This window comes from Mycobacterium parascrofulaceum ATCC BAA-614, from assembly GCF_000164135.1.
In the GTDB taxonomy this organism is placed as follows: domain Bacteria; phylum Actinomycetota; class Actinomycetes; order Mycobacteriales; family Mycobacteriaceae; genus Mycobacterium; species Mycobacterium parascrofulaceum.
Window position 1 is genome coordinate 121,271 of sequence record NZ_GG770558.1, and the last position, 26,392, is coordinate 147,662.

Annotated in this window: 27 protein-coding genes; 9 read left to right on the forward strand and 18 right to left on the reverse strand. The window is 70.8% G+C overall.

Features of this window, described 5'->3' with window-relative positions:
• Window position 1: 1 nt before the first annotated feature.
• The 11 genes from HMPREF0591_RS23885 to HMPREF0591_RS23935 form a co-directional block, all read right to left on the reverse strand.
• A complete protein-coding gene (locus tag HMPREF0591_RS23885; RefSeq protein WP_007171269.1) occupies window positions 2–1,486 on the reverse strand; it encodes an SDR family oxidoreductase in 1,485 nt (494 codons plus the stop codon).
• Window positions 1,487–1,675: 189 nt separating this feature from the next.
• Window positions 1,676–1,969: a LapA family protein gene (locus HMPREF0591_RS23890; RefSeq protein ID WP_007171270.1), complete on the reverse strand. Its 294-nt coding sequence runs from the start codon at window positions 1,967–1,969 to the stop codon at window positions 1,676–1,678.
• Between the two features lie 252 nt (window positions 1,970–2,221).
• Window positions 2,222–2,650: a DUF2784 domain-containing protein gene (locus HMPREF0591_RS23895; RefSeq protein ID WP_050790136.1), complete on the reverse strand. Its 429-nt coding sequence runs from the start codon at window positions 2,648–2,650 to the stop codon at window positions 2,222–2,224.
• Window positions 2,651–2,660: 10 nt separating this feature from the next.
• Window positions 2,661–3,671, reverse strand: a complete 1,011-nt coding sequence (locus HMPREF0591_RS23900; protein ID WP_007171272.1) for a Rieske (2Fe-2S) protein — start codon at window positions 3,669–3,671, stop codon at window positions 2,661–2,663.
• Window positions 3,668–5,203 carry an FAD-dependent oxidoreductase gene (locus tag HMPREF0591_RS23905; protein WP_007171273.1) on the reverse strand — a complete coding sequence of 512 codons (1,536 nt, stop codon included), beginning with the start codon at window positions 5,201–5,203 and terminating at the stop codon, window positions 3,668–3,670. Before HMPREF0591_RS23905 ends, HMPREF0591_RS23900 begins: the two co-directional genes overlap by 4 nt.
• Entirely contained in the window at window positions 5,200–5,925 is a 726-nt protein-coding gene (locus HMPREF0591_RS23910; protein WP_007171274.1) for a class I SAM-dependent methyltransferase, read from the reverse strand. The genes HMPREF0591_RS23905 and HMPREF0591_RS23910 overlap by 4 nt, the downstream gene beginning before the upstream one ends.
• Entirely contained in the window at window positions 5,912–6,223 is a 312-nt protein-coding gene (locus HMPREF0591_RS23915; RefSeq protein ID WP_007171275.1) for a lycopene cyclase domain-containing protein, read from the reverse strand. Before HMPREF0591_RS23915 ends, HMPREF0591_RS23910 begins: the two co-directional genes overlap by 14 nt.
• The gene (locus tag HMPREF0591_RS23920; protein WP_007171276.1) at window positions 6,220–6,543 is read right to left on the reverse strand and encodes a lycopene cyclase domain-containing protein; all 324 of its coding nucleotides are present in this window, start codon (window positions 6,541–6,543) and stop codon (window positions 6,220–6,222) included. The genes HMPREF0591_RS23915 and HMPREF0591_RS23920 overlap by 4 nt, the downstream gene beginning before the upstream one ends.
• Complete coding sequence (locus tag HMPREF0591_RS23925; RefSeq protein WP_007171277.1) at window positions 6,540–7,496, reverse strand: phytoene/squalene synthase family protein; 957 nt, start codon at window positions 7,494–7,496, stop codon at window positions 6,540–6,542. Before HMPREF0591_RS23925 ends, HMPREF0591_RS23920 begins: the two co-directional genes overlap by 4 nt.
• The gene (gene crtI, locus HMPREF0591_RS23930; protein ID WP_007171278.1) at window positions 7,493–9,025 is read right to left on the reverse strand and encodes a phytoene desaturase family protein; all 1,533 of its coding nucleotides are present in this window, start codon (window positions 9,023–9,025) and stop codon (window positions 7,493–7,495) included. The genes HMPREF0591_RS23925 and crtI overlap by 4 nt, the downstream gene beginning before the upstream one ends.
• Before the next feature lie 27 nt (window positions 9,026–9,052).
• Window positions 9,053–10,234, reverse strand: coding sequence for a polyprenyl synthetase family protein (locus HMPREF0591_RS23935; protein WP_040623820.1), 1,182 nt, complete (start codon window positions 10,232–10,234; stop codon window positions 9,053–9,055).
• Window positions 10,235–10,473: 239 nt separating this feature from the next.
• On the opposite strand from HMPREF0591_RS23935, the gene HMPREF0591_RS23940 reads away from it, so the two are divergent.
• From HMPREF0591_RS23940 to HMPREF0591_RS23955, 4 genes are all read left to right on the forward strand, one after another.
• Window positions 10,474–10,983, forward strand: coding sequence for a MarR family winged helix-turn-helix transcriptional regulator (locus HMPREF0591_RS23940; protein WP_007171280.1), 510 nt, complete (start codon window positions 10,474–10,476; stop codon window positions 10,981–10,983).
• A gap of 136 nt (window positions 10,984–11,119) precedes the next feature.
• Entirely contained in the window at window positions 11,120–11,845 is a 726-nt protein-coding gene (locus HMPREF0591_RS23945; protein WP_007171281.1) for an Rv1815 family serine proteinase, read from the forward strand.
• Between the two features lie 75 nt (window positions 11,846–11,920).
• Window positions 11,921–12,598: a hypothetical protein gene (locus HMPREF0591_RS23950; protein ID WP_007171282.1), complete on the forward strand. Its 678-nt coding sequence runs from the start codon at window positions 11,921–11,923 to the stop codon at window positions 12,596–12,598.
• 9 nt (window positions 12,599–12,607) lie between these two features.
• Complete coding sequence (locus tag HMPREF0591_RS23955; RefSeq protein ID WP_007171283.1) at window positions 12,608–13,687, forward strand: NAD-dependent epimerase/dehydratase family protein; 1,080 nt, start codon at window positions 12,608–12,610, stop codon at window positions 13,685–13,687.
• Window positions 13,688–13,691: 4 nt separating this feature from the next.
• On the opposite strand, the gene HMPREF0591_RS23960 is transcribed toward HMPREF0591_RS23955, so the two are convergent.
• From HMPREF0591_RS23960 to HMPREF0591_RS23980, 5 genes are all read right to left on the reverse strand, one after another.
• Window positions 13,692–14,678: a hypothetical protein gene (locus tag HMPREF0591_RS23960; protein ID WP_007171284.1), complete on the reverse strand. Its 987-nt coding sequence runs from the start codon at window positions 14,676–14,678 to the stop codon at window positions 13,692–13,694.
• Window positions 14,679–14,739: 61 nt separating this feature from the next.
• A complete protein-coding gene (locus HMPREF0591_RS23965; protein WP_007171285.1) occupies window positions 14,740–16,095 on the reverse strand; it encodes a TIGR01777 family oxidoreductase in 1,356 nt (451 codons plus the stop codon).
• Between the two features lie 8 nt (window positions 16,096–16,103).
• Window positions 16,104–17,348, reverse strand: coding sequence for a glycosyltransferase family 4 protein (locus HMPREF0591_RS23970; protein WP_007171286.1), 1,245 nt, complete (start codon window positions 17,346–17,348; stop codon window positions 16,104–16,106).
• A 95-nt stretch (window positions 17,349–17,443) separates the two neighbouring features.
• The gene (locus HMPREF0591_RS23975; RefSeq protein WP_085981731.1) at window positions 17,444–18,994 is read right to left on the reverse strand and encodes a 1,4-alpha-glucan branching protein domain-containing protein; all 1,551 of its coding nucleotides are present in this window, start codon (window positions 18,992–18,994) and stop codon (window positions 17,444–17,446) included.
• Between the two features lie 26 nt (window positions 18,995–19,020).
• Entirely contained in the window at window positions 19,021–19,839 is an 819-nt protein-coding gene (locus HMPREF0591_RS23980) for a class I SAM-dependent methyltransferase (protein ID WP_007171288.1), read from the reverse strand.
• Between the two features lie 225 nt (window positions 19,840–20,064).
• Here HMPREF0591_RS23980 and HMPREF0591_RS23985 point away from each other — a divergent pair, with 225 nt between their 5' ends.
• Window positions 20,065–20,856: an electron transfer flavoprotein subunit beta/FixA family protein gene (locus HMPREF0591_RS23985; RefSeq protein WP_007171289.1), complete on the forward strand. Its 792-nt coding sequence runs from the start codon at window positions 20,065–20,067 to the stop codon at window positions 20,854–20,856.
• 37 nt (window positions 20,857–20,893) lie between these two features.
• Entirely contained in the window at window positions 20,894–21,850 is a 957-nt protein-coding gene (locus HMPREF0591_RS23990) for an electron transfer flavoprotein subunit alpha/FixB family protein (RefSeq protein ID WP_007171290.1), read from the forward strand.
• 86 nt (window positions 21,851–21,936) lie between these two features.
• Here the strand turns inward: HMPREF0591_RS23990 and HMPREF0591_RS23995 are convergent, their stop codons facing one another.
• Both HMPREF0591_RS23995 and HMPREF0591_RS24000 read right to left on the reverse strand, forming a co-directional pair.
• Window positions 21,937–22,320, reverse strand: coding sequence for an SRPBCC family protein (locus HMPREF0591_RS23995; protein WP_007171291.1), 384 nt, complete (start codon window positions 22,318–22,320; stop codon window positions 21,937–21,939).
• 22 nt (window positions 22,321–22,342) lie between these two features.
• A complete protein-coding gene (locus HMPREF0591_RS24000; protein ID WP_007171292.1) occupies window positions 22,343–22,663 on the reverse strand; it encodes a hypothetical protein in 321 nt (106 codons plus the stop codon).
• Between the two features lie 248 nt (window positions 22,664–22,911).
• Between HMPREF0591_RS24000 and HMPREF0591_RS24005 the strand changes: the two genes are divergently transcribed.
• The 3 genes from HMPREF0591_RS24005 to HMPREF0591_RS24015 all read left to right on the forward strand — a co-directional run bounded on the left by HMPREF0591_RS24005 (window position 22,912) and on the right by HMPREF0591_RS24015 (window position 26,381).
• Complete coding sequence (locus HMPREF0591_RS24005; RefSeq protein WP_244269100.1) at window positions 22,912–24,561, forward strand: GAF domain-containing sensor histidine kinase; 1,650 nt, start codon at window positions 22,912–22,914, stop codon at window positions 24,559–24,561.
• A 117-nt stretch (window positions 24,562–24,678) separates the two neighbouring features.
• Complete coding sequence (locus HMPREF0591_RS24010) at window positions 24,679–25,536, forward strand: GNAT family N-acetyltransferase (RefSeq protein WP_007171294.1); 858 nt, start codon at window positions 24,679–24,681, stop codon at window positions 25,534–25,536.
• Window positions 25,533–26,381, forward strand: a complete 849-nt coding sequence (locus HMPREF0591_RS24015; RefSeq protein ID WP_007171295.1) for a lysophospholipid acyltransferase family protein — start codon at window positions 25,533–25,535, stop codon at window positions 26,379–26,381. Before HMPREF0591_RS24010 ends, HMPREF0591_RS24015 begins: the two co-directional genes overlap by 4 nt.
• Window positions 26,382–26,392 lie beyond the last annotated feature (11 nt).

The window sequence follows — 26,392 nt, forward strand, 5'->3', positions numbered from 1 at the left end:
TTCAACAGTGGGAGGGGGCCGCCGCGCGCGTCGTCCCGGCGCGGGCCGTCGCCGTGACGTCGCGCGCGATCCCGCCGAACACCACATCCCGATAGGGCGCCGACGCGTTCCAAAACAGCTGTCCCGCAAGCCCGTACGGCTGGAACATCGCCCGCTGGCGGTACCGCGAGCCGCCGTTGCCGTCCGGGCTCGCCGACAGCTCCAGCCACAGCCGTCCGGGCAGCGGGATGTCGGCGCGCAACCGGAGCGAGCGGGGCGTGTCGATGCGCTCGACCCGCCACCAGTCCAGCGCCTCGCCTTCGTGCAACTGCGCCCGGTCGAGCGGCCGGCGGCGGGGCCGGATGACGCCCAGCGCGCCGTTGATCCAGCCGCGCAGGGGCCATTCCAGCGGGAGCGCCGACCAGTTGCGCTCGGTCACCGCGGCTTGGATGGCGCCCCACAGCGTTTCGGCATCCGCGGGGCTCTGACGTTGCCGCACATCCTCATACAGCGAGCCGCCGGCCCACTGCGGGTCGGTGGGCAGTGGCTGCGACGGTGAACCGTTCGTGTCGGCGCGGGCCCAGCGGGTGCGCAAGTCCTTCTCGCGCACGTGCGCCAGGGCCAGCTCGACCGCCTCCTCGTAGTGCGTCAGCCCGCCGTCGGGATCCGGTATGTGGCGGGCGATGTCGTGATTGGCGCACACCACGTCGTTTTCCAGCGACTCCATCAGCGAGATGGCGAGCTGACGAGGCAGCGGGGTGAGCAGGTCGACCCACGGCGCCGAGAGGCGTGGGGTCAACAGGGGCACCGGCACCGTGGGCCGCCGCGGCAGGCCCGCGATCACGGAGTATTTGCGGATCATCTCGGTGTAGGTGAAGCGGTCGGGCCCGCCGATGTCGAACGGCCGATTGACCCCGGCGGGCAGCTCGGCCGCGCGGACGAGGTAGTACAGCACGTCGCGCACGGCGATGGGCTGGACGCACGTGCGCAACCAGCGCGGGGCGACGATCAGCGGCAGCCGCTCGGTGAGGTAGCGCAGCATCTCGAAGCTGGCCGAGCCCGCCCCGATGATGGCGGCGGCGCGCAACTCGACGGACGGCACGCCCGAAGTCCGGAACAGGCGCCCCACCTGCGCCCGCGAGGCCAGGTGATCGGAGAGCTTCTGCCCGTCGGGCGTGATGCCCCCGACGTAGACGATGCGTGACAGGCCGGCCTGCCCCGCGCCCTCGGCCACGTTGCGGGCGGCGCGTTCGTCGAAGTCGACGAAATCGGACCGCATCAGCGAATGCACCAGGTAATACAAGACTTGCTGACCGTCCAGCGCCCGCCGCACCGCGGTCGGGTCGATGACGTCACCCTCTACGACGTCCACCCGGCCGCGCCAGGCGACGTCGTCGAGTTTTGCGGGGTCCCGGGCCAGCACCCGAACGGTGTGGCCGTTGTCGAGCAGCTGGGGGATGAGCCGCGTGCCCAGGTACCCCGTGGCGCCGAATACGACGCAGTGCATCAATTCACTCCTTTGCCGGGTGGTCGTCGGGGGTGGCGGCGTGGGCGGGACGCCCGGGGTTGCGCCGCCGCCGTCTCAGTTGTGCCTCGTGGACGTGACGGTGGCCGTCGGTAAGCGCCACAACGTCCGTGCCGGCGCCGTGGTCCACGCGTGAACGCCTGTCGACCAACGGCTTTGCGTGGTTCCGGATCACACCGCCTTGAGCTGTTTCTTGGTGGCCCTGCGCAGCTGGATGATCCGTGCGGCGCCGACGAGCAACGTGGTGGTCGCGCCGGCCACCGCCGCCAACAGGTAGCCCACTCCCACCGGCAGGCTCCAGTGGAAGCCGAGGAAATGCGTGGTGATCGATTCGGTGTTCTGGGCGACGAAGATCAGCAGAACGATGAGGATGATCAGGCCGAAGACCAAGGCCCACCACGCGGCCGCCAGGCGGGTGAACGATCGGGAAGACGGCTCGGCGGAACCGCGCGGCTTAGTGCTCATGCCGCTGACTAGCCCCCCGCGCGGCGGGCCAAACACGCGACCCCCGCGTTTAATCGGCCAGTTGTGGGGTAACTGGCTCGCAATGACTGTAACGGAGATGCCGGAGCGAGTCTGGCGAGGTCGGCGCAAGGTGATGCGGCTCCAGCGAGACTTGTGGCTTGCGCAGCTGGCCCTGTGGCCGACGGTGATCCTGGCGGCCGTTGTGCTTTCGGCGATCGCTTGGGCGTTGTGGCAACGCAAATCCCGTCGGCGTCAACCCGAAGCGGTGCCGCCCCTCACGGACCCGTCATGGGGCGGCCAGCCGCCCGACCGCGCCGGCCTGGGCGGCTGAGCCCGCCTCGCGAACGCGCTCCAGGAGACGGCGGCCGACAGGAACGCGAACGCCTGCGCGACGCCGACGCGGCCGGACGGGACGAACAGGCCCGCGACATAGCGGTCGACGAACCCCGTGGTCGGCAGGGGATCCATGTCGGCGCGGCGGCGTGCCCACGCTTCCAGTGCTGTCAGCGGGCAGGGCAACTTCAGCGCCACGACGGCGACGCCCCACGCGACGGCCGCCCGGTGCAGCACGATGGTGCGCGGCCATCGCAAGGCCAGGAAGCCGCCGGCCGGCACGTAGGCCAGGTAGGCCAGGTGCACGCCGACGGTCGCCACGACGGCGGCGACGTACCCCTTACGCATGGCCGAGCCGTCACCCGAGGCCGGCACGCACCCGGTAGCGGCGCTCGGCGTAGGCGAGGTCGTCGCGCCAGAGCCGGTTGGCCGCGAGGCGCATGAGCGGCGTGATCAGGGGCGCGGCCCGAGCCGCCCGCCTGAACCCGGGACGGTCGGAATGGGCGATGGTGGCTTCCAGCACCGCGGTGCGGGGGCGTCCGTCGGGGCCGGAACCGATTGGCGTGGCATGGGTTTCGACGGTGCTGCCGGTCCCTTCGCCGTCCACGATGCGCATCACGATGGTGCGCGCCTCGGGGCAGCTGAATTCCGCCACGACGGGGACGCCCACGGGACCCATCCGGAAGGTCACCGCCACCAGGAAACGATCGACGTCTTCGGTTGGCGTGGTGAGCACTTCGAGCCGGGTGAACGAATACGGGTGGAACCACGCGCCGTGCCAGGGGTCCAGCCGGTTGGCGATGATGTCGGCGGGCTCGCACACGCCCGCCATGCGGGCCACGGCGGCCACGGTGTCGCCGATCGGCCGGGCCGGGATCACCGGCTTGTCCAGGGGGGCCTCCCCGCCCACGTTGTCGAGCCGAACCCACGCCAGCGTGCCGTCGTCGTGGCTCGGCAGCGGGGTCCAGCCGAATTCCCGCGAGTGACCGTCCAGCGCCAGTCCGTGCCATCGGCAGATCAGGGTGCCGCCGTGCACGGTTCCGGTGGCCAGGTCGGCCCCCAGGTGGGGGCAACTGCGGGGACCCACACAAAGCCGGCCCGCCCGGTCCCGCCAGGCGACGACCTCGACTCCGGCGACTCGCGCGCCGAACGGCCGCCCGGCACGCACGTCGGCGCTGCCGGCGAACACGAACCAGTTGCCGGTCGGCCTCTGCCGCGCCCGCTGCAGCGCGCCGTCGATGATGGCGGGTTGTGCGTCCCGATAGGTTGGGCGCTGCTCGGCCCACGACGTACGCGGGATCACCTGCAGTGGCCAGTCTTTGGGCCGCGCGCCGGGCCACAGGTGCTGCAGCTGTTCGCGGATGTTCATCGTTCGGCGGGTCCTTCACGGGTAGCGAGCCATCGCAACGCGGGTGACCGGCCGCGGGTGGGTACGGTGACCAACGGGTGCCCGGCCAACCCCCATCTTCTCAGCAAATGGTTCGCCGCGCACCAACCCGTCGTGGCGGCGCGCTCCATGAGCGCCACGGGCAGGTCGATGCGGACGGCGTCGCCGGCCAACAGCAGGCCGGGCTGCGGCGTGAGCACTTTCGGCCGCCGCGCATAGGACCCGGGTGAGAACAGGGGGCAGTCGCTGCGGTGCAGCAGCCGCTCGGAAACGATCTGCGCCGCCGCGGTTTCCGGGTATACCCTGTGCAGTTGGCGCAGGGCGGCCGCGCGGGACGGCGCGGAGTCGAGGGCGTAGGAGTGCAGCTCGACGACGGACCCGCGGTGGGTGCGCGACCACTCGGCGGCCTCCCGTTCGTAGCGCTCCAGGACGCTGATGTTGTCCAGCGGTTCGTGGCCGGACGTACCGAGAAAGGCCGGGCGCTCGGCGGAGACGGGCCGATCGAGCCACAACCGGTGCACGGCGAACGGCGGCGCGGTGCGCTGTTGCGCGATCTGGGCGCGCCAGTCGTCGGTGCCCAGCCCGGCCGATGCGGCCACGACGCGCTGCAAGCCGGCCACGTCGGTGGCCAGCACCACGGCATCCGCCGCCACGGTGTCACCCGAGTCGGTCTGCACCCGAAACGGATTCGCCGCTGCCGTGTCGATGCGCGCGGCGCCGGTACCCAACCGGAAGACCACGCCCCGCGCCTCGAGGTAGCGGCGCAGCGGCTCCCAGAGGGCGGTGTCGTAGTTCGACGTGGGGACGTCGAAGATGAGACCCTCGGACGACCCGAGGAAGTAAATGTGGAACATGGTGGCCAACTCGGCCGCGGACAACTTGGCGGGGTCGGCGAAGAAGCTGCGGGAGAAGACCTCGAATGCCAGATGCCGTGCGGCCTCGGGAAACCGGATGCTCTTGAGGAACGTCGCGGCGTCGAAATGGTCGAGACGCTCGTAGATGCCGGGCACCGACACCGCGGCCAGCGGCGCGGCCGCGCGCGCGTCGATCTGCAGGAAGTCGCGAAGCCGGAACGTCGGGCTGCGCGCGGCGAAGGCGACCGCGTTCCACGGCGGGGTGCGCGGCAGGCCCCGGAAGGTGTCGCGCCGGCCGGCCCCGTCGATGAGCGGATAGTCGTCGACGGGCGTGAGCATCCGCAGGTGCGGATCGATGCGCCCGAGCAGGGCCCGCAGGTTGTAGTACTGCCGGAAGAACGCGTGGAAGCCGCGATTCATCGCGAGGTCCGCCCCGTCCCGGTGGTCGGTCCAGCCGCCCACCCGCCCGCCGAGGTAGTCCTCGCGCTCGATCACCTCGACGGCGACGCCGCGTTCGGCGAGCCCGGTGGCCGCGGTCAGTCCCGCGATGCCGCCCCCCACGACGACCACCCGGGGGCGCGACGCCAGGGCCGCGGCATCCGGCAAACCGGTTGGCGCGGGCAGGGTTTCGCGCCGGCGATCGGTGCCGAAGGCTCTCATGCCGGCGCGTCCGCCAGGAAGGTGTGCACGATGTTGGCCTCCCAGCCGGGCATCGTTTCGCTGTGCACCGCGGTGAAGCCCGCGTCGGCAAGGCGGGCCCGGAATCGGGTGGCGCCGTCGAACTCCAGCACGCTGCGCCACAGGTAGCGGTACAGCGCCGCGTCGCGGGTGCGCCACCAGCCGGCGGGGATGATGATGCCCCAGCACACGGCATGCCAGATGCGGGTGGCGGCGGCGGAGTCGCGCACCGAGTATTCGTGCACCGCCAGGGTGGCGCCCGGCCGCAGCAGGGTCCGGAGCTTCCGCAGTTGACCGTCCCGGTCGGCCAGGTTGCGGATCAGGTAGGCGGCCAGGATGCCGTCGAACGGTCCGGTGATGCCGTGCTCCGCCAGCTGCTCGACGGGGGTGTGCACGAATTGCACCGAGGGCGGCCAGTCCTTCGCGGTCGCCGCGTCGAGCATTCCCCGCGAGGCGTCGACGGCGACGATCTCGGCCTCCGGGGCCACGGCCAACAGCGCGGCCGTCGAGGCGCCGGTGCCGCACCCGGCGTCGAGCAGCCGTAAGCCCTTGCCGCGGTCGCGGATTCGCATGCGGCGCGCGGAGAGCAGCAGCTGCTTGTGGTAGCCGGGGCTGGCGCCCACCAGCCGGTCGTATTCCGTCGCACCCGCGTCGAAGGCGGCCGACAACTGGTCGGGGCTGGGTCCGGCTTCACCGACGCGCACGGTGACGTTCCCATCCCAGCAGCACCGCGGTGGCCAGTGCGAAGCCGAACAAGAAATCCTCGACCGGGATGTCGAACGGGAAGCGCAGGCCGCTGATCTGGCGAGGCTCGTAGCTGACGATGGGCGAGCTGAGTTTGGTCAGCCAGCCGTCGACCGGGATCTGGAAGCCGAGAACGATCAGCATGGACAGCCAGTAGGCCGGCCGCCGGAAGAGCCCGGTCCGCAGCACCGCCAATTCCACTGCGCAGACCGCGAACACGGCCGCCACGGCCGGCACGGTGTAACCCAGGCCGGTCATCGGCGGTTGACCCTTTCCAGGATGGTGCTGACGGCGTTGTAGGTCAGCAGCGCGCAGATCGGGATGACGACGAAGAACAGCACCTCTTCGATCGGCACCCCGAACGGGATCTCGAGGCCGGTGATGTAGGCGGGGTTGTAGGTCCACACGTGCGCGGCGATCGCGATCTCGTCCCAGATCAGGAAGACGGCGGCCACGGGCAGGACCGCCTTGGCGAGCCGCCGCCATTGCCGGTAGACGCCGGCGCCGAAGAGCTCCAGGGGAGCGGTGATCGCCAGGCATGCGGCCAAAACCACCAGGTATTGCCAGCGATCGGTCATGCGGCCCCCGGGCGATCCGAAACACCGGGCGAACTATTGCGCGCCCGCCACGACCGTAACAGCCCGATCCCGGCGACCTGCAGCCGTCGGGCCTTGCCGACGGTGGCCCGGTGGTTGAACACCGCGAAGCCGCTTTCCTCGATGCGGTCCAAGATCTCCGAGTACAGGGTCGAAGCCGCGGCCACGCACGGTTGCGAGCGGGGGCTGAGCATGGCGATGCCCGCGTCGGCGAAACGGTAAGTCTCCCGGGTGATCTGGTGTTGGGCGGCCAACGCCTTGCGGACCCGCGGGTCGGTGCGGCGGTGCTGGTGACACCAGGTCAGCAGCTCGCGGTCGACGCCGTGGGCGGCGAGTTCGTCGGCGGGCAGGTACACCCGGTGCCGCAGCAGGTCCTCGTCGATGTCGCGCAGGAAGTTGGTGAGCTGGAACGCCCTGCCCAGCGCGGCGGCGTAGGGCGCGGCCTCCTCGACGGGCACCACGGTTCCCAGCACCGGAAGCACCTGCAGGCCAATGGCTTCGGCGGATCCACGCATATACAGGTTGAGCGCCGCGCGGTCGGGATAGTCGGTGACCGTCAGATCCATGCGCATCGACGTCAGGAAATCGTCGAACAAGTCGCTGCCGATCCGGTACCGGCGCGCGGTGTCGGTGACCGCGGCCAACACGGGATCGTCGAGGTGGTCCCCGGCGGAGAAGAATCGGTCGGCCAATTCCTGCAGCCGCTGGGCACGAATGTCGGTGCGCAGGTGCGGGTCCAGGTCGTCGAGGATGTCGTCGGCATAGCGCGCGAAGCCGTAGAGGGCGTGCACCGCCGGCCGCTGATCGGGCGCCAGCAGCCGGGTGGCCAAGAAGAAGGTGCGGCCGTGGGCGGCGTTGAGTTCGCGGCAGCGCCGGTACCCCTCGCGCAGGCGCGGATCCTCGATTCCGGCCGCGTCCAGCTCACTGCGGATCATGTCAGTCCGGCTCCCATGTCGTGGTGCGTCGCCATCCGGTTGGCCCGGCCGGCATCGGGGCCGGTGATGCGGTCGGCCGCCAGCCGGCCCGAGATCAGCGTGGTGGGGACACCGACGCCGGGTACCGTCGACGACCCGGCGAGCACCGCGTTGTCGACGCCGCGCACCATGTTCGCGGGCCGGAACGGACCGGTCTGCCCGAAGGTGTGGGCCAGCGCGAACGGGCTGCCCGCGGCCATGCCCTGCCGTGCCCAGTCGGCGGGGGTCACGACATCCAATATCGTTGCGTCGTCGGGCAATCCGGGCAGCAGCCGCGCCGCGACGTCGCCGATGAGCTCGTCGACGTAGCGGGCCGTGGCGCCGTCCCAGTCGATCCGCCCGCGAGCCAGGTTCGGTGCCGGGGCGAGCACGTAGAGCAGGTCGCGCCCGTTCGGCGCGAGTGCCGGGTCGCTCGCGGTCGGCCGGGTGACCAGCAGGGAAGGATCCCGCATCAGCCGTCCGTCGCGGATGATGTCGGTGAACGTCTGGTCCCAGGACTCGCCGAACAGGATCGTGTGGTGCGCCGTGTCGGACGCGACGCGACGGCAGCCCAGGTGCGCCACCACCGCCGACGGTGCCGGCCGCAGCCGGACGGGGCGATGCGGTGTGCGGCCGAGCAATTCATAGGTCTGCGGCAGTTCGGTGGTCAGCACCACCGCGTCGCAGGCGATGGGATCGAGGCGATCGGTTCGCACGGCGCTGACCCGCCCGCCGGCGCGGTCCAGCCCGGTCACCGTCGCGTCGTAGCAGAATCGCACCCCCGCGTCGGCGGCCGCCTTGGCCAGCGCATCCGGGAGCGCGCGAACGCCGCCCCGCGGAAAGAACACGCCCGCGATCGTGTCCATGTAGGCGATGACCGCGTACACGGCCAGCGCGTTGCGCGGCGCCACGCCGGCGTACAGCGACTGGAACGTGAACACGCGCTGCAGCCGCGGGTCGCTGAGGTGGCGCTTGACCATGCGGTCCCACTTGCGGAATCCGCCGATCGCGGCCAGGCGCGCCAGTTGCGGCGTGAGCAACGACAACGGCGAATCGAAATTGGCGGCGATGAACCCGTCGAATTCGATCCGGTACAACCGCGTCAGCCACTCCCGCAGCCGCCGGTAGCCCGCCGCCTGCCCGGAGCCGGCGAACTCTTCGATGGCGGTTGCCATCCGCTCGGCGTCGGTGTGCACGTCGAGCGCGCTGCCGTCGGCGAACATCGCCCGGTAGGCCGGGTCGAGCGGCAGCAGCTCCAGCCGGCCCGATCGGCTCTGGCCCACGGCCGCGAACGCCTCGTCGATGATGTCGGGCATCGTCAGCACCGTCGGACCGGTGTCGATGCGATAGCCGTCGATGTCGAGCCGGCCGGCCCGTCCGCCCGGCCAGGGCTGGCGCTCGACCACGGTGACCGCGCGCCCCCGGCCGGCCAGGTGCAGTGCGGCGGACAGCCCGGCCAGGCCGGCGCCGATCACCACCACGTGCTCGCCGCGTCCTTCGATGGTCCGCATCTCAACATGCTCCCAAACTTGTGGCGCTCATTCGGCGCGATCCGTGCAGGCGGTCGCCATTTGGTCCAGCGCCGCGCGGACCGGCTCGGCGATCGGCGCGCCGCCGAGGTGCTCGCGCGCCGCGGCGACCCGGTCGCTGATCATCTCCTCGATCATCTCGACGGCCCCGCTCGCCACGATCAACGCTTTCCACCTGCCGATCGCCTCGTCATCGAGGGTACGGCCCGTCATCAGGGCGGCCAGTTCGGCGCGGGCCGGTGCGTCGGCCAGCTGATGGGCGGTCACCACGAGGCTGGTGGCCTTGCGTTCCCGCAGATCTCCCGCGCACGGCTTGCCGGTGGTCGCCGGCGATCCGAAGACCCCGAGCACGTCGTCGCGCAGCTGGAACGCCTCTCCGACGGCGGCGCCGTAGCGGCCGAGCTGCGTCAGGGTCCGATCGTCGCAATCCGACATCGCCGCCCCGATTTCGAGCGGCCGCCGCACGGTGTAGTTGCCCGACTTGCGCCGCGCCACGTCCAGCACGGCCTCGAGCGAAGGCATCTGCCGGACATCGCTCGTCAGGTCCGCGAACTGACCCACGGCCAACTCGGTGCGCATCGTGTCGTAGCGGGGCCACGCCCGGTGCAGGCGCGTGCTGTCGACTCCGCTCTCGCGCAGCATCTGCTCGGACCAGATCAGGCAGAGGTCGCCCAGCAGGATGGCCGCCGATTCGCCGAACCGCCGCGACGACCCGGACAGGCCGCGTTCGCGGTGCCAGCGGGCGAATCGCAGGTGCGCGGACGGGCGCCCGCGCCGTTCGGCCGAACCGTCCATGACGTCGTCCTGCAGCAGCGCGAACACGTGTAGCAATTCGAAACTGGCCGCCGCCCGCAGCGCCGCCTCGCCGGGCGCCGCACCGCAGAGCCATCCGAGGTACACGAAGGTCGACCGCAGGCACTTACCGCCGGAGACGTAGGACATCAGGATGTCGCCGGCGGCGTCGACGCGGGTGTCGTCCAATTCGCGGCGGCGCGGCCCGACGAAGCCGACGAGGTGGGCGAGCACCCCGTGCCGCAGGCGGGAGCGCCACTCGTGGAAGTGACCGGTGTCCGGCCATTGCGCCGCGATTGCCGGCGACTCGGTGGCGGGTGTCAACGACAAAGCACCCATCTTGGCCACGCGCTCCCTCCTGAACGGCCTGGCATTCCCGGGCTGGGACGGCTCAAACACGCTGGGCCGTCGCGGCCGCCCGGACGGGCGAAACCGCGCCGGCAGGCCCGCACCGGTCGTACATGCCACTATCTTCAATAATTTAAACATTAACTTACTGAACATCATCGTGCTTGGCCAGACCTGTCGGTGATTTACGCCGCGACGGTCGTGGCCGCACGCCCGTATAACGGGGCGGTACGCCGGGCGGTTCAGTCAATTAACCATTAACCAACTGAAATGTCCCCTGGTTCGGGGATATGCTGCACATCGTTATGGAACCTGACGGGCAGCGCCCGCGCCGCGAGGCGCTGGAATCGCTGATCTCGGCGGATCTACGGGAGATAGCAACCGAATCCGATCAGATCGGCCGCTGGTTCGCGATGTCTCATCGCTTGCGGCCCAACGACTTCCGCGCCCTGATGTACGTGATGGTGGCGGAGGCGGCGGGGCGGCCGATGACCTCGGGCGACCTCAGTCAGCGGATGGGGCTGTCCGGTTCGGCCATCACCTACCTGGTGGACCGGCTGATCGACTCCGGCCACCTCCGCCGTGATTCACACCCCGACGACCGTCGCAAGGTCATCCTGCGTCCCGGCGAATCCGGCCTGTCCACCGCCCGGTCGTTCTTCACCCCGCTGGGCGACCACACGCGGTTCGCCCTCGAGGAATTGCCGGACGCCGACTTGATCGCCGCCCACCGGGTGCTCGGAGCGGTGGTCCACGCGATGCAACGATTTCAGGGCGAGCTGGGCGCCGCCCGGCATTGACCGGCGATCGGTGCCCGCCGCTACCGTCCGGGCATCCTGGGTGACTTTCGGCCCGTTTGGCGGCGGTGCCGCCGGGTATCCGCGGCGCAGTATCCGACGAGATCCCTCGGATGGACGTGAGGGTTGGTGGGGCCCAATGGAAGCGATCAGCTGCCGGTGCGGTCGCCTGGCGATCGCCTTCGCGGTCGCGGTGCTGGCGGTCGGAGCCCCGGGCCGGGCGAGCGCCGACCCGGGCATCACGGTCTTTCCCGGCATGGAGATTCGTCAAGGCGCCACGGTCTGCATGGTGGGCCTGGTCGAGCCGCGGTTGCGGGTTGCGATCACCAGCGGTCAGTGCGGGAGCGGGGAATCGGGCGTCACCGACCATGACGGAAACCCGGTGGGCACGGTGGTGCTCGCCCGCCGCCAGGCCGCCGACGAGGCCGCGGCGGGCGAGGCGATGGTGCCGGTCGAGTATGAAGTCATCGCGCTTGGGCCCGGCGTGATCGCCTCCGACGTCCTGCCGACTGGCCGGCAACTGAGGTCCGCGCCCGGCCTGCGCGCGCAACCGGGCCTGCCCGTGTGCCAGTTCCGCAGGGCGGCCGGCCAGCGATGCGGCTCGATCAGCTCGGTCGGCAACGGCCGTTTCATCATCGCCGACGTGGCCGTGGACAGCCGCGACTTCGGCGGTCCCGTCTACGCGCTGACCGACGACAACGCGGCGGTGATCGTGGGGTTGTTCGAGGGCATGTGGGGATCGGCCCCGGCGATGGAGTCGTGGCAGGCCGTGATGCAGCAGGTCTACATCGACGGCCGGTCGCATGACCAGGAGCAACGACCGCCCGTGGCGGCGCGCATGATTGCCGCGCGGGCGGCCGCCTGACGGCCGCGGCGCACAGCGCGATATCGGAGCCGCGGCATCGCGTTTCCCTCGCCCGGAAACGGGAATCCGCGGCCGGTGAGCGTTTCCGATCTTGTCGCGTTGCCCTTCCAGTGGGGCTCCGCAATCCGGGGCAAACGGTTGTTCCATCCCATCGGCGTGCTGGCGGAAGGGTTCGTCGAACGGTCCGCCCCCGCCGGTGAGGGGCTGCCCGTCGCATCGTCGGAGATCGTGGCCCGGGTGTCCAAAGCCAGTGGCACCCCCGGAGCCCTGCCCGACTTCATCGGCCTGGCCTTCCGGGTGACACCGCCGCAGGGGACGGGACCGTGGGACATTCTGGTGGTCTCGTCGGGTTCAGGCGTGCTCTCCCGTGCGCTGGCGCTGCGGCCCGCGGTGTCGTGGAGCGGGCAGACGCTGACCACCCTGATGCCGTTGCACTATCAGGGCGACAACTGGTGGCTGCGGGCGCGGATCCTCAGCCAGATCGATGGTCTCGGCCTGTCGCTGGGCAGCGTCCGCAAGCGGCTCGAGAGCGACACGATCGAGATGTCACTCGATCAGGCTTGCGGCAGAGGGGATTTCACCCCCCTGGGTCGCCTCACGCTGAACCGCGTCCTCGGTCCGGACCAAGCGGGCGACGTGTCGTTCGACCCCGTGCTCAACACGGCGCCCGGACTGAACCTGCACCCGCGGTGGCTCGCCGACCTGCGGGCCCGGGCCTACCGGCGGAGCCGACACGGGCGAGACGCGGAATAGGAGGTCGTCGTGTCCAAGCGGATCGTCGTCACCGGGGCCAGCGGCAACGTGGGAACCGCGTTGCTGCGCCGGCTCGTCGGGGACGGCCACGACTACGACATCGTCGGCGTCAGCCGCCGGCCGCCGCCTCAGGAGGGCGTCTACGCCCGTGCCGATTGGCATCAAGTGGACCTGGCCGAGCCGGGCGTGGAGATCCAGCTGCACAGGATCTTCCGCGGCGCTGCGTGTGTGGTCCACCTGGCCTGGGGATTTCAGCCCACCCGCAACACCCGGTACCTGGATGCGGTCGCCATCAACGGCAGTTCCGCGGTGCTGAGCGCGGCCCACAACGCCAAAGTGCCCCACCTGGTGCACATGTCGTCGGTGGGCGCCTACGCCCCCGGCCGGTACGGGGAACGCGTCGACGAGACCTGGTCGACCGCCGGGATCAGGTCATCCGCCTACAGCAGGGCGAAGTCGGCGGTGGAGAAGATGCTGGACGGCTACGAGGATCGCAATCCCGACGGTGTCGGCATCACCCGGATGCGGCCCGGCTTCATCGGGCAGCGCGACGCCGCGATGGGACTGCGGCGATACATTCTGCCGGCCTACGTCGATCCCCGCTGGGTGCGGTGGCTGCGGGTGCTGCCGCTCGACCGCGGCCTTGCGATTCCCATGGTGCACGCGGACGACGTCGCGGACGCGTGTGTGCGGGCCGTCGAGCGCTGCGCGCTCGGCCCGTTCAACCTTGCCGCCGAGCCGCCGGTGCACCGCGGGGAGCTCGCGGAAGCGTTGCGCGCCTGGCCCGTTCACGTCCCCGCGGCCGTGCTCGGGCTGCTGGCCGACGCGTCGTGGCGAACGAGGCTACAGCCCATCGATCGCGGTTGGCTCGACCTGATGTTCTCCGTGCCGTTGTTGGACACGCAGCGCGCACGCACCGTGCTGGACTGGTCGCCGCGGTGGCGGTCGACCGAAGTCCTGGCCGACGTCATCGACGGGTTCCTCGACACGTCCGGCACGCCGAGCCCGGTGCTGGATTCGCGGTCGTTCGCGGAGGCGGTCGCCCGGGACGCGTCCGCGGGTCCGCTCACCGTGCGGCCTGTGCCGTGAGGCGTCACGGCAGCGTGGTGATGGTGCCCGCCGCCTCGAGTTCGGTGTAATAGCTTCCGCCCGGGTAGAAATCGGGTGTGGTCGTTCCCGCGACCATGTCGGCGATCCAGCCTCGCGTCAGTCCCCACACCGCCGCGATGTTGGCCGGTTTCGGACGTCCGCACACCAGGTTCTCGTAGCCGGGTGCGGAGGGGCCCAGCGCGTCACCGTGGGCCCCGGTCGTGATGTTCACCCCGTGAAACGGCCGGTCCGGCAGATACCGTTCGATCGCCTTGGTGCCGCGTCGGAAGAAGTTGCAGAGCAGATGCGGCGACGACGTGGCGTAGATGGGCAGCGCGGTGGCCGCCAGGCCCGCCAGCGCCTCGTCGGTATTGGACCCGATGAACGATTTCACGCCGTCTTCGCTGACGATGCCGCGCAGTTGGGCGAAGGCGGCCGGGTACGTGCTGTGCAGGCGCTCGGCGACGTATTCGACGGCCTCCGCCCCCGCCGAATGTCCAACGAAGACCAGCCTGTCGGGTAACGGCGTCACTGGCCGGCCGGCGCTCTCCGCCGCGGCCGCGAAGGACGTCGCCAGCGCGCCGGTCGGATCGTCCCGGTGGGCAAAGACATCGGCGATGTTGGCCAGGAAGCCCCTGTTGTCGACGAGGTGCTCGACGGTGCAGCCCAGCGGGCTGAGGGTGGACAGCGTGGTCGCCATCACCAGATAACCGCCGTCGGCGAGTTCGGTGGCGAAGGACGACCACACCTTCTTGCCTTCGACGAACCCGTGCTGTAGCCAGACCAGTCCGAGCGGTGGGGTGGTCGGGAAGTACCACGTCGTCGGTATCGCCCGGGTCGCGCTTGCGCACACGACTTCGGTCGTGCTGTCCGCCTCGGTCGACTCGGCTCGGGCGGCGGGAGCGGCGAGCACCGTGGCGGCCACCGCGATGATGCCCAACATGGCCGCGCCGGTCCGACGGCCAAGCCGCACCGACGCACCCGAGATCATTCAGAAATTGAACCATTTTGCCATGGCGGGTGGGCCTGATCAGCTCAACGAAAAGGACCACCTATTGGGCGCGGCCCAGCAGGTGGCGCAGCGCCTGTTCCAGGTCGGGCTGGCGAAACCGATGCCCGGCCCCGGCGAGCTTGTGCGGAAGCACCCGCTGGCTGGCGCACGCGAGTTCGCGTGCGCCTTGCGCGCCGAGCAGCAGCGTGGGTCCCAGCGACGGCACCGGCAACACCGCGGGCCGGTGCAGCACGTGGGCCAGCGTGGCGGTGTATTCGCTGTTGCGCACGGGTTGCGGGGCAACGGCATTCACCGGTCCCGACAGACCGGGGTCCCACAGCGCGCGGTGATAGATGTCGACCAGGTCGTCGATCGAAATCCACGACAGCCACTGCCGGCCGTCGCCGAGCCGCCCGCCCAGCCCCGCGCCGAACAACGGGCGCATCAGCTTCAGCGTGCCGCCGCGCGGGGATTGCACGATGCCGGTGCGCGCCCGCACCACCCGCACCCCGGCCTGCTCGGCGGGCGCGGTCGCCGCTTCCCAGTCGGCCACCACGTCGGCGAGGAAGCCGTCGCCGCGCTGGCTGTCCTCGGTCAGGAGATCGTCGCCGCGGTCGTATCCGTAGTAGCCGATCGCCGACGCGGAGACCAGCACCGATGGCCGGTGCGCGGCGCGGCCCAGCGCTTCGGCGAGTAACCGGGTCGGGCCGATCCTGCTGTCGCGGATGGCCTTTCGATGCTTCTCGGTGAACCGCCCCGCGATCGAGGCGCCCGCCAGGTGGATGACCGCATCCACCCCGTCGAACAGGTCGGGCGCCGGGTCGTCGGGCTTCCACTGCCGCTCGTTCTCGAAGCGCGGGTCGTGCCGGACCAGCCGGATGACACGGTGGCCGCCGGTGCTCAGAAACGCCGTCAACGCCGAACCCACCAGGCCCGACGCTCCGGTCACGGCGACCGTCGCCGAAGCCAGCCCGTTCTCGGCGGCCAGCCGGTGCGCGGCCAGGTCGTCGGCCAGCTGCCGGTGCCGGTAGGTGAACATCGGTCGCAGCATCGACCCGGGAACCGGCGCGTCCACCCGGTCGATGACCCGGGTACGACCGTCGCCGAGGTCTTCGAAATCGTGGGTGTGCCGCCAGCGCACCGCGGTTCGGGCCGGCAGCGCGGCGAGCCCGTCACCGCCGATGGCGTCGACGAAGCGCCGCGGGGGGTCGTAGCCGTCCGCCTGGTGGACGGCGACCCAGCGCAGCCCGCCGGGTAACGCCAGCGTCGCCCGCCCGTCCCTGAGGGAGGCGGCCTCCGTGACCAGCCGCATCGGCTGCCAGGGCGGCGACAGCCGGGCGAAGGCCCCCGGTCTGGCATGCCAGGCGAAAACATCGGTGATCGGCGCGTCGACGACGCTCGAATATTCCAGCCCCATACTGCAGGTTAACGGTTGGGCAGGGCGTGCTCGATGATCGGCATCCGCGGCTGGGGTTGCCGCTCACCGCGCTTGGCCGCCAGATACACCTGCGCGGTCTCCATGGCCACCGTCTTCCAGTCGAAGGCCGAGGTGAGCCGTTCGCGGGCGGCGCGGGCGCGCCGCTGCGCGGCGCCCGGATCGTCGAGCACGACCCGCACGGCCGAGGCCAGCCCGGCGACGTCGCGGGGCGCGCACGACACCCCGGTCTGGCCGTTGATCACCGCCTCGCCCAGCCCGCCGATGTTCGACGTCACCAGCGGCGTGCCGGCCGCGGCCGCCTCCAGCGCGACGATCCCGAACGGCTCGTAGTGGCTGGGCAGCACCGCCGCGTCGGACCGATGTAGCACGGCGAGCAGCCCGGCGTGGTCGAGATGCCCGACGAACCGAGTCGCCTTGAGCACGCGATGCTTTCGCGCCTGTTCGACGAGCCAGCCCTGCTGCGTGCCCTCCCCGGCGATGGTGAGCGTGGTCCCGGGATGGGTGCGCCTGATCTTCGGCAGGGCGGCGATGACGTCGTGCACGCCCTTCTCGTACTCCAACCGCCCGAGGTAGAGCAGTTCGGCGGGGCCGGTGCGCGGTCGCCGCTCCGCGAAGGGCCAACGCGCCGCGTCGATACCGTTGCGGATGACGGTGATTCCGGCCAGGCCGGGACCGAAGAGTTCGGTGATCTCGTCGGCCATCGAGGCCGAACACGTGATCAGCGAATCGGATTCGCGCACCAACCATGACTCGACGGCGTGCACCTGACGGCTGATCGCGCCGGAAACCCAGCCGGAGTGCCGTCCGGCCTCGGTGGCGTGGATGGTGGAAACCATTGGCACGTCGTAGAACTGGGCGAGCGCAATCGCGGGGTGGGCCACCAGCCAGTCGTGCGCGTGCACGACGTCGGGGCGCCACGGCCGGTTGCTGCCCCGCTTCTTCAGCGACAGCCCGGCGCGGATCATGGAATGGCCCATCGCCAGCGTCCACGCCATCATGTCCGCGCCGAAGGAGAATTCGTGCGGGTCTTGCGCGGCCGCGATCACCCGGACACCGTCGACCACCTCGTCCGAGGACGGGTGCGTGCTGGGGTCGGTGCCCGACGGATGGCGCGACAACACGACGACCTCGTGACCCGCCGCGGCCAGCGCGGTGGACAGGTGATGCACGTGCCGGCCCAGCCCGCCGATCACCACCGGCGGGTACTCCCACGACACCATCAGGACCTTCATCGGCTATCCCGCTACCGGCGCCCGAGAGTCCCCAAAATGCCAGCCGCGGCGGCGTGTCGCCGTACAAACACGGTCGCTCGCGGGCGAAGCAACGCTCATCGCGGCAGCCTGCGCGCGTCCAGGGCGCCGAACAGGCCGTCGGCGCGGTTCCACCCGTCGGCCAGCCGCCCCGCGGCGTCGCGCCGCCCGGACGCCAGCGCCCCGGCGATCTCGCGGGTCGCGTGGGCGTGCAGGTGGGCGCGGTAGCGCGCGTAGTCGGCGGCCGAGTCCTTGCTGACCATGAACGGCCAGTCGCTGGACACCGTGAGCAGGGTCTCGCGCAGGATCTGGTCGGCCACGTGATCGCGGGGGAGCGGCCCGTCCAGCGACGCCCGCTGCGCCAGCGCCTTGTCGACCGTGGTCAGCGCCGTGTCCACCACCTCGGTGTTGAGCTGGACGAGATCGGCCACCTTGTCGCCCGCCCACACCTGCCAGTCCTTGCCCGAACCCCACGAGCTGGGCGGCAACGCCACCGCGGACCCGACCAACCCGTCGGCGATGGCGTCGGTCAGCGTGCCCACCCGCACGCCCGCCGCCGGCATGGCCCGCAGCACCCGCTGCAGCCACGTCGGCCCCTCGTACCACCAGTGGCCGAACAGCTCCGTGTCGAACGCGGCGACCACATGCGCGGGCCGCCCGATCCGCTCGGATTCGCTCGCCAGCCGGTTGCGGACCACGCCCACGAAGTCGTCGACGTGCGTGTCGACCGCGTGGTCGGCGCGCTCGGGATCGTAGGGCGCCTTGGCATCCGAGGGCACGTTGCGGCCGGTCACCCGCGCCGGCTTCAGCCCGGTGAGGTGGTCATAGGTGTGGAAGTCGCGGTAGGCGGCGTGCCCCGGATAGCCCGACTTGGGTGACCACACCCGATAGCTCACCTGCAGGTCGCGCCCGAAGGCGACCACGTCGGTGTCACCGACGGGCCGGCCCAGCGCGGTGTCGCCGTGCAACGACGGGCCGTCGACCATGAAGTGGCTGACGCCCGCGGCGGCGTAGTCGCGTTCCATGCCGGGGGCATAGGCGCATTCCGGGGCCCAGATCCCGCCCGGTCGATGCGCGATCCGCTGCTGCGCGTCGGCCAGCCCCTCGCGCAGGGCGAACTCGCGAAGCCGCGGAGTGAGCAACGGCTGGAACGGGTGGGCCAGCGGACCGCCGAGCAGTTCCACCGTGCCGGCGTCGATCAGGCGCCGCAACAGTGGGCTGCCGCCGTGCCGCCAGTGTGTGGCGAACTCTTCCAGCGCCCGATCGGCCTCCGCGCACTCGCGAATGCCCAAGGCGCGCAGTGCCTCCGGGGTGCACGCCTGGTAGCCCGCCGACCTCGACCGGGGGGCCGACCGCACGCTGGCGGCCTCGGCTGCGCGCAGTCGCCAGTTGGCCAGCCAGTGGTGCATGCCGTCGAGGCAGTACGGGTCGTCGAGCTGCGCGTTCACCACGGGGGTGACACCCAGCGTGAGCAGCCCGCGGCGGTCCTCGTCGGCCAGCGTGGTCAGCACCCGCATCAGCGGGAGATAGGCCGCCGCCCAGGATTGGTAGAGCCACTCCTCGCCGACCGGCCAGCGGCCATGATGGGCCAGCCACGGCAGGTGGGTGTGCAGCACCAGGGTGAACATGCCGGGCACCCGGTCGCGCGAAGTGGTCACGGCGCTACCGCGATCGCGATCAGGTCCAGGCTGTCGTCGACGTCGCGCCCGCCGCTCTCCACGATCTCGAAGTCGTCGCACGTGACGGCGGCGACGTCCGCGGCCAGGCCGGGCGGCCACGGCACCCCCTCGTCGCTGGCCAACGCCAATGCGATCTGCGCGTCGATGATCGAGCCGCCGTGGCGGGCGTCCATCTCGCGGAGCCGCGGACCGTGGAACAGCCCGCTGACCGAGACCTCGCGAAAGCCCGCGTCGACCAGCAACTCGGTCAGCTCGGCGGCGTTGAGCTCGCGGGTGTGGAACGGGTTGATCGGGGTGTCGCGGCCCGGGGAGAAGGTGATCCGGTTGGGTGTGGACACCATCAGCAACCCGCCGCGCCGCAGCACCCGCGCGCACTCCGCGACGAATTGTGCTTGATCCCACAGGTGCTCGATGACTTGGAAGTTGACCACAACGTCCACCGACGCGTCGGGCAGCGGCAGCTCGGCCAGGTTCGCCCGCGTGACCTCGACCCGCGGGTAGCGGGCGCGCACGTGGGCCACGGCGGCCTCGTCGTAATCCACCGCCACCACGCGGCGCGCGACGCCGGCGATCAGGTCGGCGCCGTACCCCTCGCCGCAGCCCGCCTCGAGCACCTCCCGGCCCGCGCACCGCCCGGCCAGTCGCTGGTAGACGACCTCGTGGCGGCGAAACCAGTAGTTTTCGATGTCCAGGCCGGGGACGGTGCGCTCGCCGGTCAGCGTCAGCACCGCGTCAGCCGCCGGCAAGGGATCGCCGTGGCTGTGCCGGGGGACGTCGGGGACGGTTGCGCTCATCGCATAGGCAGGCTAACGCGAAGTGTCGGATTCGCGAACCGCGAGCGGCGCGCCCGCGGTTGCCCAGGGTAGACGGCCCGCAAGAACGTGCACTACGACCAGCTATGGTGTGAAGGCAGACCGCACAAAGTTACCGGGTAGTAACACGGCTGTGCGTAGCTAATCGCGTACCGAGGTTTCGCAGTCGACGCTGCGGGGCCCCTTCGAGGAGGACGAACCACACCCATGACGAACATCGTGGTCCTGATAAAGCAGGTCCCAGACACCTGGTCGGAGCGCAAGCTGAACGACGGCGATTACACGCTGGACCGCGAGGCCGCCGACGCGGTGCTGGACGAGATCAACGAGCGCGCAGTAGAAGAGGCCCTGCAGATCCGTGAGCGGGAGGGTGGCGAGGGCTCGGTGACCGTGCTGACCGCCGGCCCCGAGCGGGCGACCGAGGCGATCCGCAAGGCCCTGTCGATGGGCGCCGACAAGGCCGTCCACCTCAAGGACGACGGCATGCACGGCTCCTGCGTCGTGCAGACCGCGTGGGCGCTGGCGCGCGCGCTGGGCACGATCGAGGGCACCGAGCTCGTCATCGCCGGTAACGAGTCCACCGACGGCTCGGGCGGGGCGGTACCGGCCATCATCGCCGAGTACCTCGGCCTGCCGCAGCTGACCCACCTGCGCAAGCTGTCCCTCGAGGGCGGCAAGGTCACCGGTGAGCGCGAGACGGACGAGGGCGTGTTCACGCTCGAGGCGTCGCTGCCCGCGGTGGTGAGCGTGACCGAGAAGATCAACGAGCCGCGCTTCCCCTCCTTCAAGGGCATCATGGCCGCGAAGAAGAAAGAGGTCACGGTGCTGACCCTGGCCGAGATCGGCGTCGAAGGCGACGAGGTCGGGCTGGACAACGCCGGGTCGACGGTGCTGTCGTCGACGCCGAAGCCGCCGAAGACCGCTGGTGAGAAGGTCACCGACGAGGGCGAGGGCGGCAACCAGATCGCCCAGTACCTGGTCGGCCAGAAGATCATCTAAGACGAGCACATCCCACAGACGAGAAGAGCGATAAACCATGGCTGAAGTTTTGGTGCTCGTTGAGCACGCCGAAGGCGCACTGAAGAAGGTCACCTCCGAACTGATCACCGCCGCCCGCGCGCTGGGCGAGCCGTCCGCCGTCGTGGTCGGCAAGCCGGGAACGGCCGCGCCGCTGACCGACGGGCTGAAGGAGGCCGGCGCCGCCAAGATCTACGTTGCGGAGTCGGACGACGCCGAGAACTACCTGATCACCCCGGTGGTCGACGTGCTGGCATCGCTGGCCGAGTCGAACGCGCCCGCCGCCGTGCTGTTGTCCGCCAACGCCGACGGCAAGGAGGTCGCGGGCCGGCTCGCCGCCCGGATCGGATCCGGCCTGCTGGTCGACGTGGTGGGCGTCCAGGACGGCAACAAGTTCGTGCACTCCATCTTCGGTGGCGCGTTCACCGTCGAGGCGCAGGCCAACGGCGACACCCCGGTCGTCACGGTGCGCGGGGGCGCGATCGACGCCGAGCCGCAGGCCGCCGCCGGCGAGCAGGTCACCGTCGAGGTGCCGGCGGCCGCCGAGAACGCCACCAAGATCACCGCGCGCGAGCCGGCGGTCGCCGGCGACCGCCCGGAGCTGACCGAGGCCACCATCGTGGTGTCCGGCGGCCGCGGTGTGGGCAGCGCGGACAACTTCCACGTGGTCGAGGAGCTGGCCGACTCGCTCGGCGGTGCCGTCGGTGCGTCGCGCGCCGCCGTCGACTCCGGCTACTACCCGGGCCAGTTCCAGGTCGGCCAGACCGGCAAGACGGTGTCGCCGCAGCTGTACATCGCGCTGGGCATCTCCGGCGCGATCCAGCACCGCGCCGGCATGCAGACCTCGAAGACGATCGTCGCCGTCAACAAGGACGAGGAGGCGCCGATCTTCGAGATCGCCGACTACGGCGTGGTCGGTGACCTGTTCAAGGTCGCCCCGCAGCTGACCGACGCCATCAAGCAGCGCAAGGGCTGAGTTCGTCTCGGCCATGAGCCCCCGGCGCCCCGGTGCCGGGGGCTCGAGCGTATTCGGGCGGTCCTAAGCGCTAATCCCGAAGCTGACTACCGCGCCCCGGTCAGCATCGCGTCGATGCGCCGCAACGCCGTCGCGCACACCGTCAGATACGGCGCCGCCCACCACGGAGCGGCCATGCCGACTCGCGCCCCGTCGCCGATGGGGTCGACCCAGTGACGCGTCGCGGGAATTCCGGCCACCTCCCATGCCCATCGGCGCCCCGGCTCGAAGTCGGTGACGACGAACGGCACCGGCACCAGCAGCGACGTCTGAACCACACCGGTCGCCCCCAGCGCCAATTCGGTGTGGGGTTCGTCGAGCCGTGCTCCCCGGATCGTCGGGCCCCACTTCGGCCAGGCGTCCAGGTCGACCAGCAGGCCCCAGACCGCCGCCGGGGGCGCGTCGACCGCGCGGTCCACGGTAAGCATCATTCCTTCCATCTGTGGGCGGGTGTCAATCGGGCGTCGCGCGCCGCACCGGGGCCGGCTCGCCGCCGTCGCGGGCGCTCAAACGGGCCAGTGCGGCACGGGCTTTCGATGCCTCGCCGCAGGTGGCGTGCGCGCGTTCCCGGGCGATGCGCGCCTTTTCGCGCGCCTCTCGCGCCCGCGCAATGGCATCTCCCAGCCCAGGCACGGCCACCGTCTCGTCGGCGACGCGGCGTCGGGCGCGGGCGCGGTGGGATTTCTGCCGGCAGGCCGCGCTGCAGTAGCGCGCGTCCGCGCGGCCGTAGAACGCAGTGCCGCATTCCCAGCACTGCAATCGGCGGGCGACCATAACGGCATGTTACGCCTATTCGTAACGCATAGCAACTATGGCGCCTTGCCGTCTTTCCGCTGCTAGAGTGGCTTTCACCGGCGGAATGAGGAGAAATCCCGACAGGGATTCGGCACGTACAGCAAACAATTTGGAGCGGCTCGGACTTGGGCGTCCGGACGCCGGGCACAGTCGGGAAAGGTCGGGACATGGGCGAGAAGCCGGGGACATCGGTTTTCGGGCTGCGTCAACCCGACTTCCTGATCCGGATGCACGAGCAACTCGACGAGTTGGTCGCCGAACGTCAGCAGATGGGACAACTGCTGCAGGTGGCAATCGAGATCGGCTCCGACCTCGAGCTCGACGCGATCTTGCACCGCATCGTGGCCGCCGCGATCGGCATGACGGGTGCCCGCTACGGCGCCATCGGCGTCTGGGGGCCGGAGGGGACCTTGACCTCCTTCGTGCACAGCGGGATGGATCCCGACACGGTGGCGCTGGTCGGCCACCTGCCGGTGGGCAAAGGGGTGCTCGGCGCCCTCCGCGACCGCACCGAGCCGCTGCGCCTGAGCCGGCTGACGGACCACCCGAGCGCCGTGGGGTTCCCGGAGCACCATCCACCGATGCAGGCCTTCCTCGGCATGCCCGTCATCATCCGCGGCGCGGTGTACGGCAGCCTCTACGTCACCGACGACCGGCCCGGGCGCGGCTTCTGCGAGGCCGACGAAATCACCGTGCGGGCGCTGGCGTCGGCGGCATCGGTGGCCATCGACAACGCCCGGCTGTTCGACCGGGTGCGCGCGGGCGCCCGATGGACCGACGCCAGCCGCGAGATCAGCACCGCCCTGCTCTCCGAGTCGTACCCGGATGTACGACCGCTGCAGTTGATCGCCGAACGCGCGGCGGAGCTGACGGACGCCGAGCAGGCGATCGTCCTGGTCCCCGCCGACCCCGACCAGCCCAGCGATGAGGTGGACCGCCTGGTCGTGTCCGCGGCGGTCGGGTTGCACGCCAAGAGGGTTCTCGGACAAGAGGTTCCGGTGCGGGGATCCACCAGCGGCGAGGTGTTCCGGTCCGGCCGGCCCCTGCTCACCGAGACGTTTCGCCGCCCCATCCCCGCGTTCACCGATGTGGGCGAGCGACCCGCGATCCTGATGCCGCTGACGTCCGACCAGCACACGCTCGGCGTGATCGTGGTGGCCCGCAACACCGACGCCAGCCCGTTCGACGAACAGCATCTGGACCTCGTTCGCGACTTCGCCGACCACGCCGCAATCGCCCTCACGTTGGCCACCGAGCGACGAAACGCGCGAGACCTGAGCGTGTTGGTCGACCGGGAACGCATCGCCCGCGATCTGCACGACCAGGTGATCAGCCGCGTCTTCACCGTCGGCATGGACCTGCAGGGCGTCCTCGCCCGCCTCCGCTCACCGGAACTCGCGGCGCGGCTCACCCAATCCGTGGACGAATTGCAGGCCGTCATCGAGGACATCCGGCGCACCGTCTTCGATCTGCAGCAGCCGCCGGCCCGGCGGCGCAGTCTCGCCGAGCGGGTCCAGGACGCGATCGCGCGGCTCACCGACGACGGCAACGAGGGCACCACCCTGCGCATGGCGGGAACGATGACCGCGGTGGGCGACGAACTCGCCGAGCACGCCGAAGCCGTCGTCAGGGAAGCGCTCGGCAATGCGGTGCGGCACTCGCGCGCCGCGACCATCGCCGTCGAGGTCACCGTCACCGACCAACTGCTCATCGAGATCACCGACGACGGGTGCGGGGTCGCACCCGGCCACCGGCGGCGCGGCGGCCTGGACCGGATCGCCCGGCGGGCCAAAGACCTGGGCGGCGATTGCGCGATCACCAGTTCGCCCGGCGGCGGCACCCGAGTCCGCTGGAGCGCGCCGCTGCGGAATTCCTGACCCGGGCTCTGGAGGGGGAGCCCGGGTCCCCCACAACCACATCTCGTCACCTGACGTGCACGGACACGTCACAGCCACGATGCCGACTCGCTCATCGACTACGCAACGTTGGTTGACATGAGCATTGCTTCTGTCCTGATTCCCAGCGACAAGTCCGACGAAGCGACGACGGCGTCGTCCGGCGGGCCCCGTTACTCGCTCCTGCTGTCCACCGACGCCGGCATGATCGAGACGGCTCAGCGGCTCCGGTACGACGTCTTCTCCAGCACGCCCGGCTTCGCCCTGGCGGCGAACGACCACGAACGACGCGACGTCGACAGGTTCGACGAGTACTGCGACCACCTGCTCGTCCGCGACGACGGCACCGGCGAACTGGTGGGTTGCTACCGCATGCTGGCCCCGGCGGGCGCCATCGCGGCCGGGGGCCTCTACACCGCGACGGAGTTCGACATCCGCGCCTTCGACGCGCTCAGGCCGTCGCTGGTCGAGATGGGGCGCGCGGTGGTGCGCGACGGCCACCGCAACGGCGGCGTGGTGCTGCTGATGTGGGCGGGAATCCTGGCCTATCTGGATCGCTACGGCTACGACTACGTGACCGGCTGCGTCTCGGTGCCCATCGGCGGTGAGCCCGGCGACCCCGAAAACGAGGTACCGGGCCGCCAGCTGCGCGGCGTCCGCGACTTCATCCTCGGCCGTCACGCCGCTCCGCCGCAGTACCGGGTGCGACCACACCGGCCGGTGGTCATCGACGGGACCGCCCTCGACGACATTCCCGCCCCCGCGCGGCCGTCCGTCCCGGCGCTGATGCGCGGCTACCTGCGGCTGGGCGCGCAGGTGTGCGGTGAGCCCGCCCACGATCCCGACTTCGGGGTGGGCGACTTCTGCGTGCTGCTGGACAAGGGGCGCGCCGATACCCGATATCTCAAGCGACTCCGGTCGGTATCGGCGGCGTCGCAGCTGGCCGGCGACCGATGAACGCGCCCGCGGGCACCGCGCACTCCTGGCTGCCCCGTGCATCGTGCGACGCCGACTGCGTGGGCCCCGGCGACGCCGCGGCGTCGCCGCGGCTGCTGGTGGCGCTGCGCGTGACGCTTCGCGTGATGCTCGCGCTGCTGCTGGCACCCGGGGTGGCGCTGCTCGCGGTGCCGCTGCCGGGCCGGACGCGCGTGCAGCGCATCTATTGCCGGATGGTGCTGCGCTGCTTCGGTATCCGGATCACCGTGACGGGCAGCCCGATCCGTAACCTGAGCGGGGTCTTGGTGGTCAGCCCGCACATGTCCTGGCTCGACGTCTTCGCGATCGGTTCGGTGTTGCCCGGCTCGTTCGTCGCCCGGGCCGACATGTTCACCGGACTCGCCACGGGGATCGTGGCCCGCATCCTGAAGATCATCCCGATCGAGCGGTCCAGTCTGCGGCGGCTGCCCGCCGTGGTGGACACGGTCGCTCGCCGGCTGCACGGCGGCCAAACGGTCGTGTGCTTCCCGGAGGGCACCACCTGGTGCGGCCGGGACGGCGGGGCGTTCTACCCGGCGATGTTCCAGGCCGCGATCGACGCCGGCCGTCCGGTACAGCCGCTTCGGCTGACCTACCACCACGCCGACGGCTCCGTCTCGACGGTGCCGGCCTTCGTCGGCGACGAGACACTCTTCGGCTCCATCCGCAGGCTGCTCACCGTGCGGCGCACGCTGGCGCGGGTGCACGTCGAATCCCTGCAGCTCCCGGGGACCGATCGGCGAGCCCTGGCGAGCCGCTGCCAGTCGGTGTTGGGCGCCCGGGCGGGCCGGCCCGCAGCTCACGGGCCCGTGCTGGTCGCCTCCTAGCGCTGGACGCC

Bases quoted from the DNA above. Each gene is read 5' to 3' on its own strand.
- HMPREF0591_RS23885 (WP_007171269.1), bottom strand. From the start codon at position 1,486: ATGCACTGCGTCGTATTCGGCGCCACGGGGTACCTGGGCACGCGGCTC.
- HMPREF0591_RS23890 (WP_007171270.1), bottom strand. From the start codon at position 1,969: ATGAGCACTAAGCCGCGCGGTTCCGCCGAGCCGTCTTCCCGATCGTTC.
- HMPREF0591_RS23895 (WP_050790136.1), bottom strand. From the start codon at position 2,650: ATGCGTAAGGGGTACGTCGCCGCCGTCGTGGCGACCGTCGGCGTGCAC.
- HMPREF0591_RS23900 (WP_007171272.1), bottom strand. From the start codon at position 3,671: ATGAACATCCGCGAACAGCTGCAGCACCTGTGGCCCGGCGCGCGGCCC.
- HMPREF0591_RS23905 (WP_007171273.1), bottom strand. From the start codon at position 5,203: ATGAGAGCCTTCGGCACCGATCGCCGGCGCGAAACCCTGCCCGCGCCA.
- HMPREF0591_RS23915 (WP_007171275.1), bottom strand. From the start codon at position 6,223: ATGACCGGCCTGGGTTACACCGTGCCGGCCGTGGCGGCCGTGTTCGCG.
- HMPREF0591_RS23920 (WP_007171276.1), bottom strand. From the start codon at position 6,543: ATGACCGATCGCTGGCAATACCTGGTGGTTTTGGCCGCATGCCTGGCG.
- HMPREF0591_RS23925 (WP_007171277.1), bottom strand. From the start codon at position 7,496: ATGATCCGCAGTGAGCTGGACGCGGCCGGAATCGAGGATCCGCGCCTG.
- crtI (WP_007171278.1), bottom strand. From the start codon at position 9,025: ATGCGGACCATCGAAGGACGCGGCGAGCACGTGGTGGTGATCGGCGCC.
- HMPREF0591_RS23940 (WP_007171280.1), top strand. From the start codon at position 10,474: ATGCTGCACATCGTTATGGAACCTGACGGGCAGCGCCCGCGCCGCGAG.
- HMPREF0591_RS23945 (WP_007171281.1), top strand. From the start codon at position 11,120: ATGGAAGCGATCAGCTGCCGGTGCGGTCGCCTGGCGATCGCCTTCGCG.
- HMPREF0591_RS23960 (WP_007171284.1), bottom strand. From the start codon at position 14,678: ATGATCTCGGGTGCGTCGGTGCGGCTTGGCCGTCGGACCGGCGCGGCC.
- HMPREF0591_RS23965 (WP_007171285.1), bottom strand. From the start codon at position 16,095: ATGGGGCTGGAATATTCGAGCGTCGTCGACGCGCCGATCACCGATGTT.
- HMPREF0591_RS23970 (WP_007171286.1), bottom strand. From the start codon at position 17,348: ATGAAGGTCCTGATGGTGTCGTGGGAGTACCCGCCGGTGGTGATCGGC.
- HMPREF0591_RS23975 (WP_085981731.1), bottom strand. From the start codon at position 18,994: ATGTTCACCCTGGTGCTGCACACCCACCTGCCGTGGCTGGCCCATCAT.
- HMPREF0591_RS23980 (WP_007171288.1), bottom strand. From the start codon at position 19,839: ATGAGCGCAACCGTCCCCGACGTCCCCCGGCACAGCCACGGCGATCCC.
- HMPREF0591_RS23985 (WP_007171289.1), top strand. From the start codon at position 20,065: ATGACGAACATCGTGGTCCTGATAAAGCAGGTCCCAGACACCTGGTCG.
- HMPREF0591_RS23990 (WP_007171290.1), top strand. From the start codon at position 20,894: ATGGCTGAAGTTTTGGTGCTCGTTGAGCACGCCGAAGGCGCACTGAAG.
- HMPREF0591_RS23995 (WP_007171291.1), bottom strand. From the start codon at position 22,320: ATGATGCTTACCGTGGACCGCGCGGTCGACGCGCCCCCGGCGGCGGTC.
- HMPREF0591_RS24000 (WP_007171292.1), bottom strand. From the start codon at position 22,663: ATGGTCGCCCGCCGATTGCAGTGCTGGGAATGCGGCACTGCGTTCTAC.
- HMPREF0591_RS24005 (WP_244269100.1), top strand. From the start codon at position 22,912: ATGCACGAGCAACTCGACGAGTTGGTCGCCGAACGTCAGCAGATGGGA.
- HMPREF0591_RS24010 (WP_007171294.1), top strand. From the start codon at position 24,679: ATGAGCATTGCTTCTGTCCTGATTCCCAGCGACAAGTCCGACGAAGCG.
- HMPREF0591_RS24015 (WP_007171295.1), top strand. From the start codon at position 25,533: ATGAACGCGCCCGCGGGCACCGCGCACTCCTGGCTGCCCCGTGCATCG.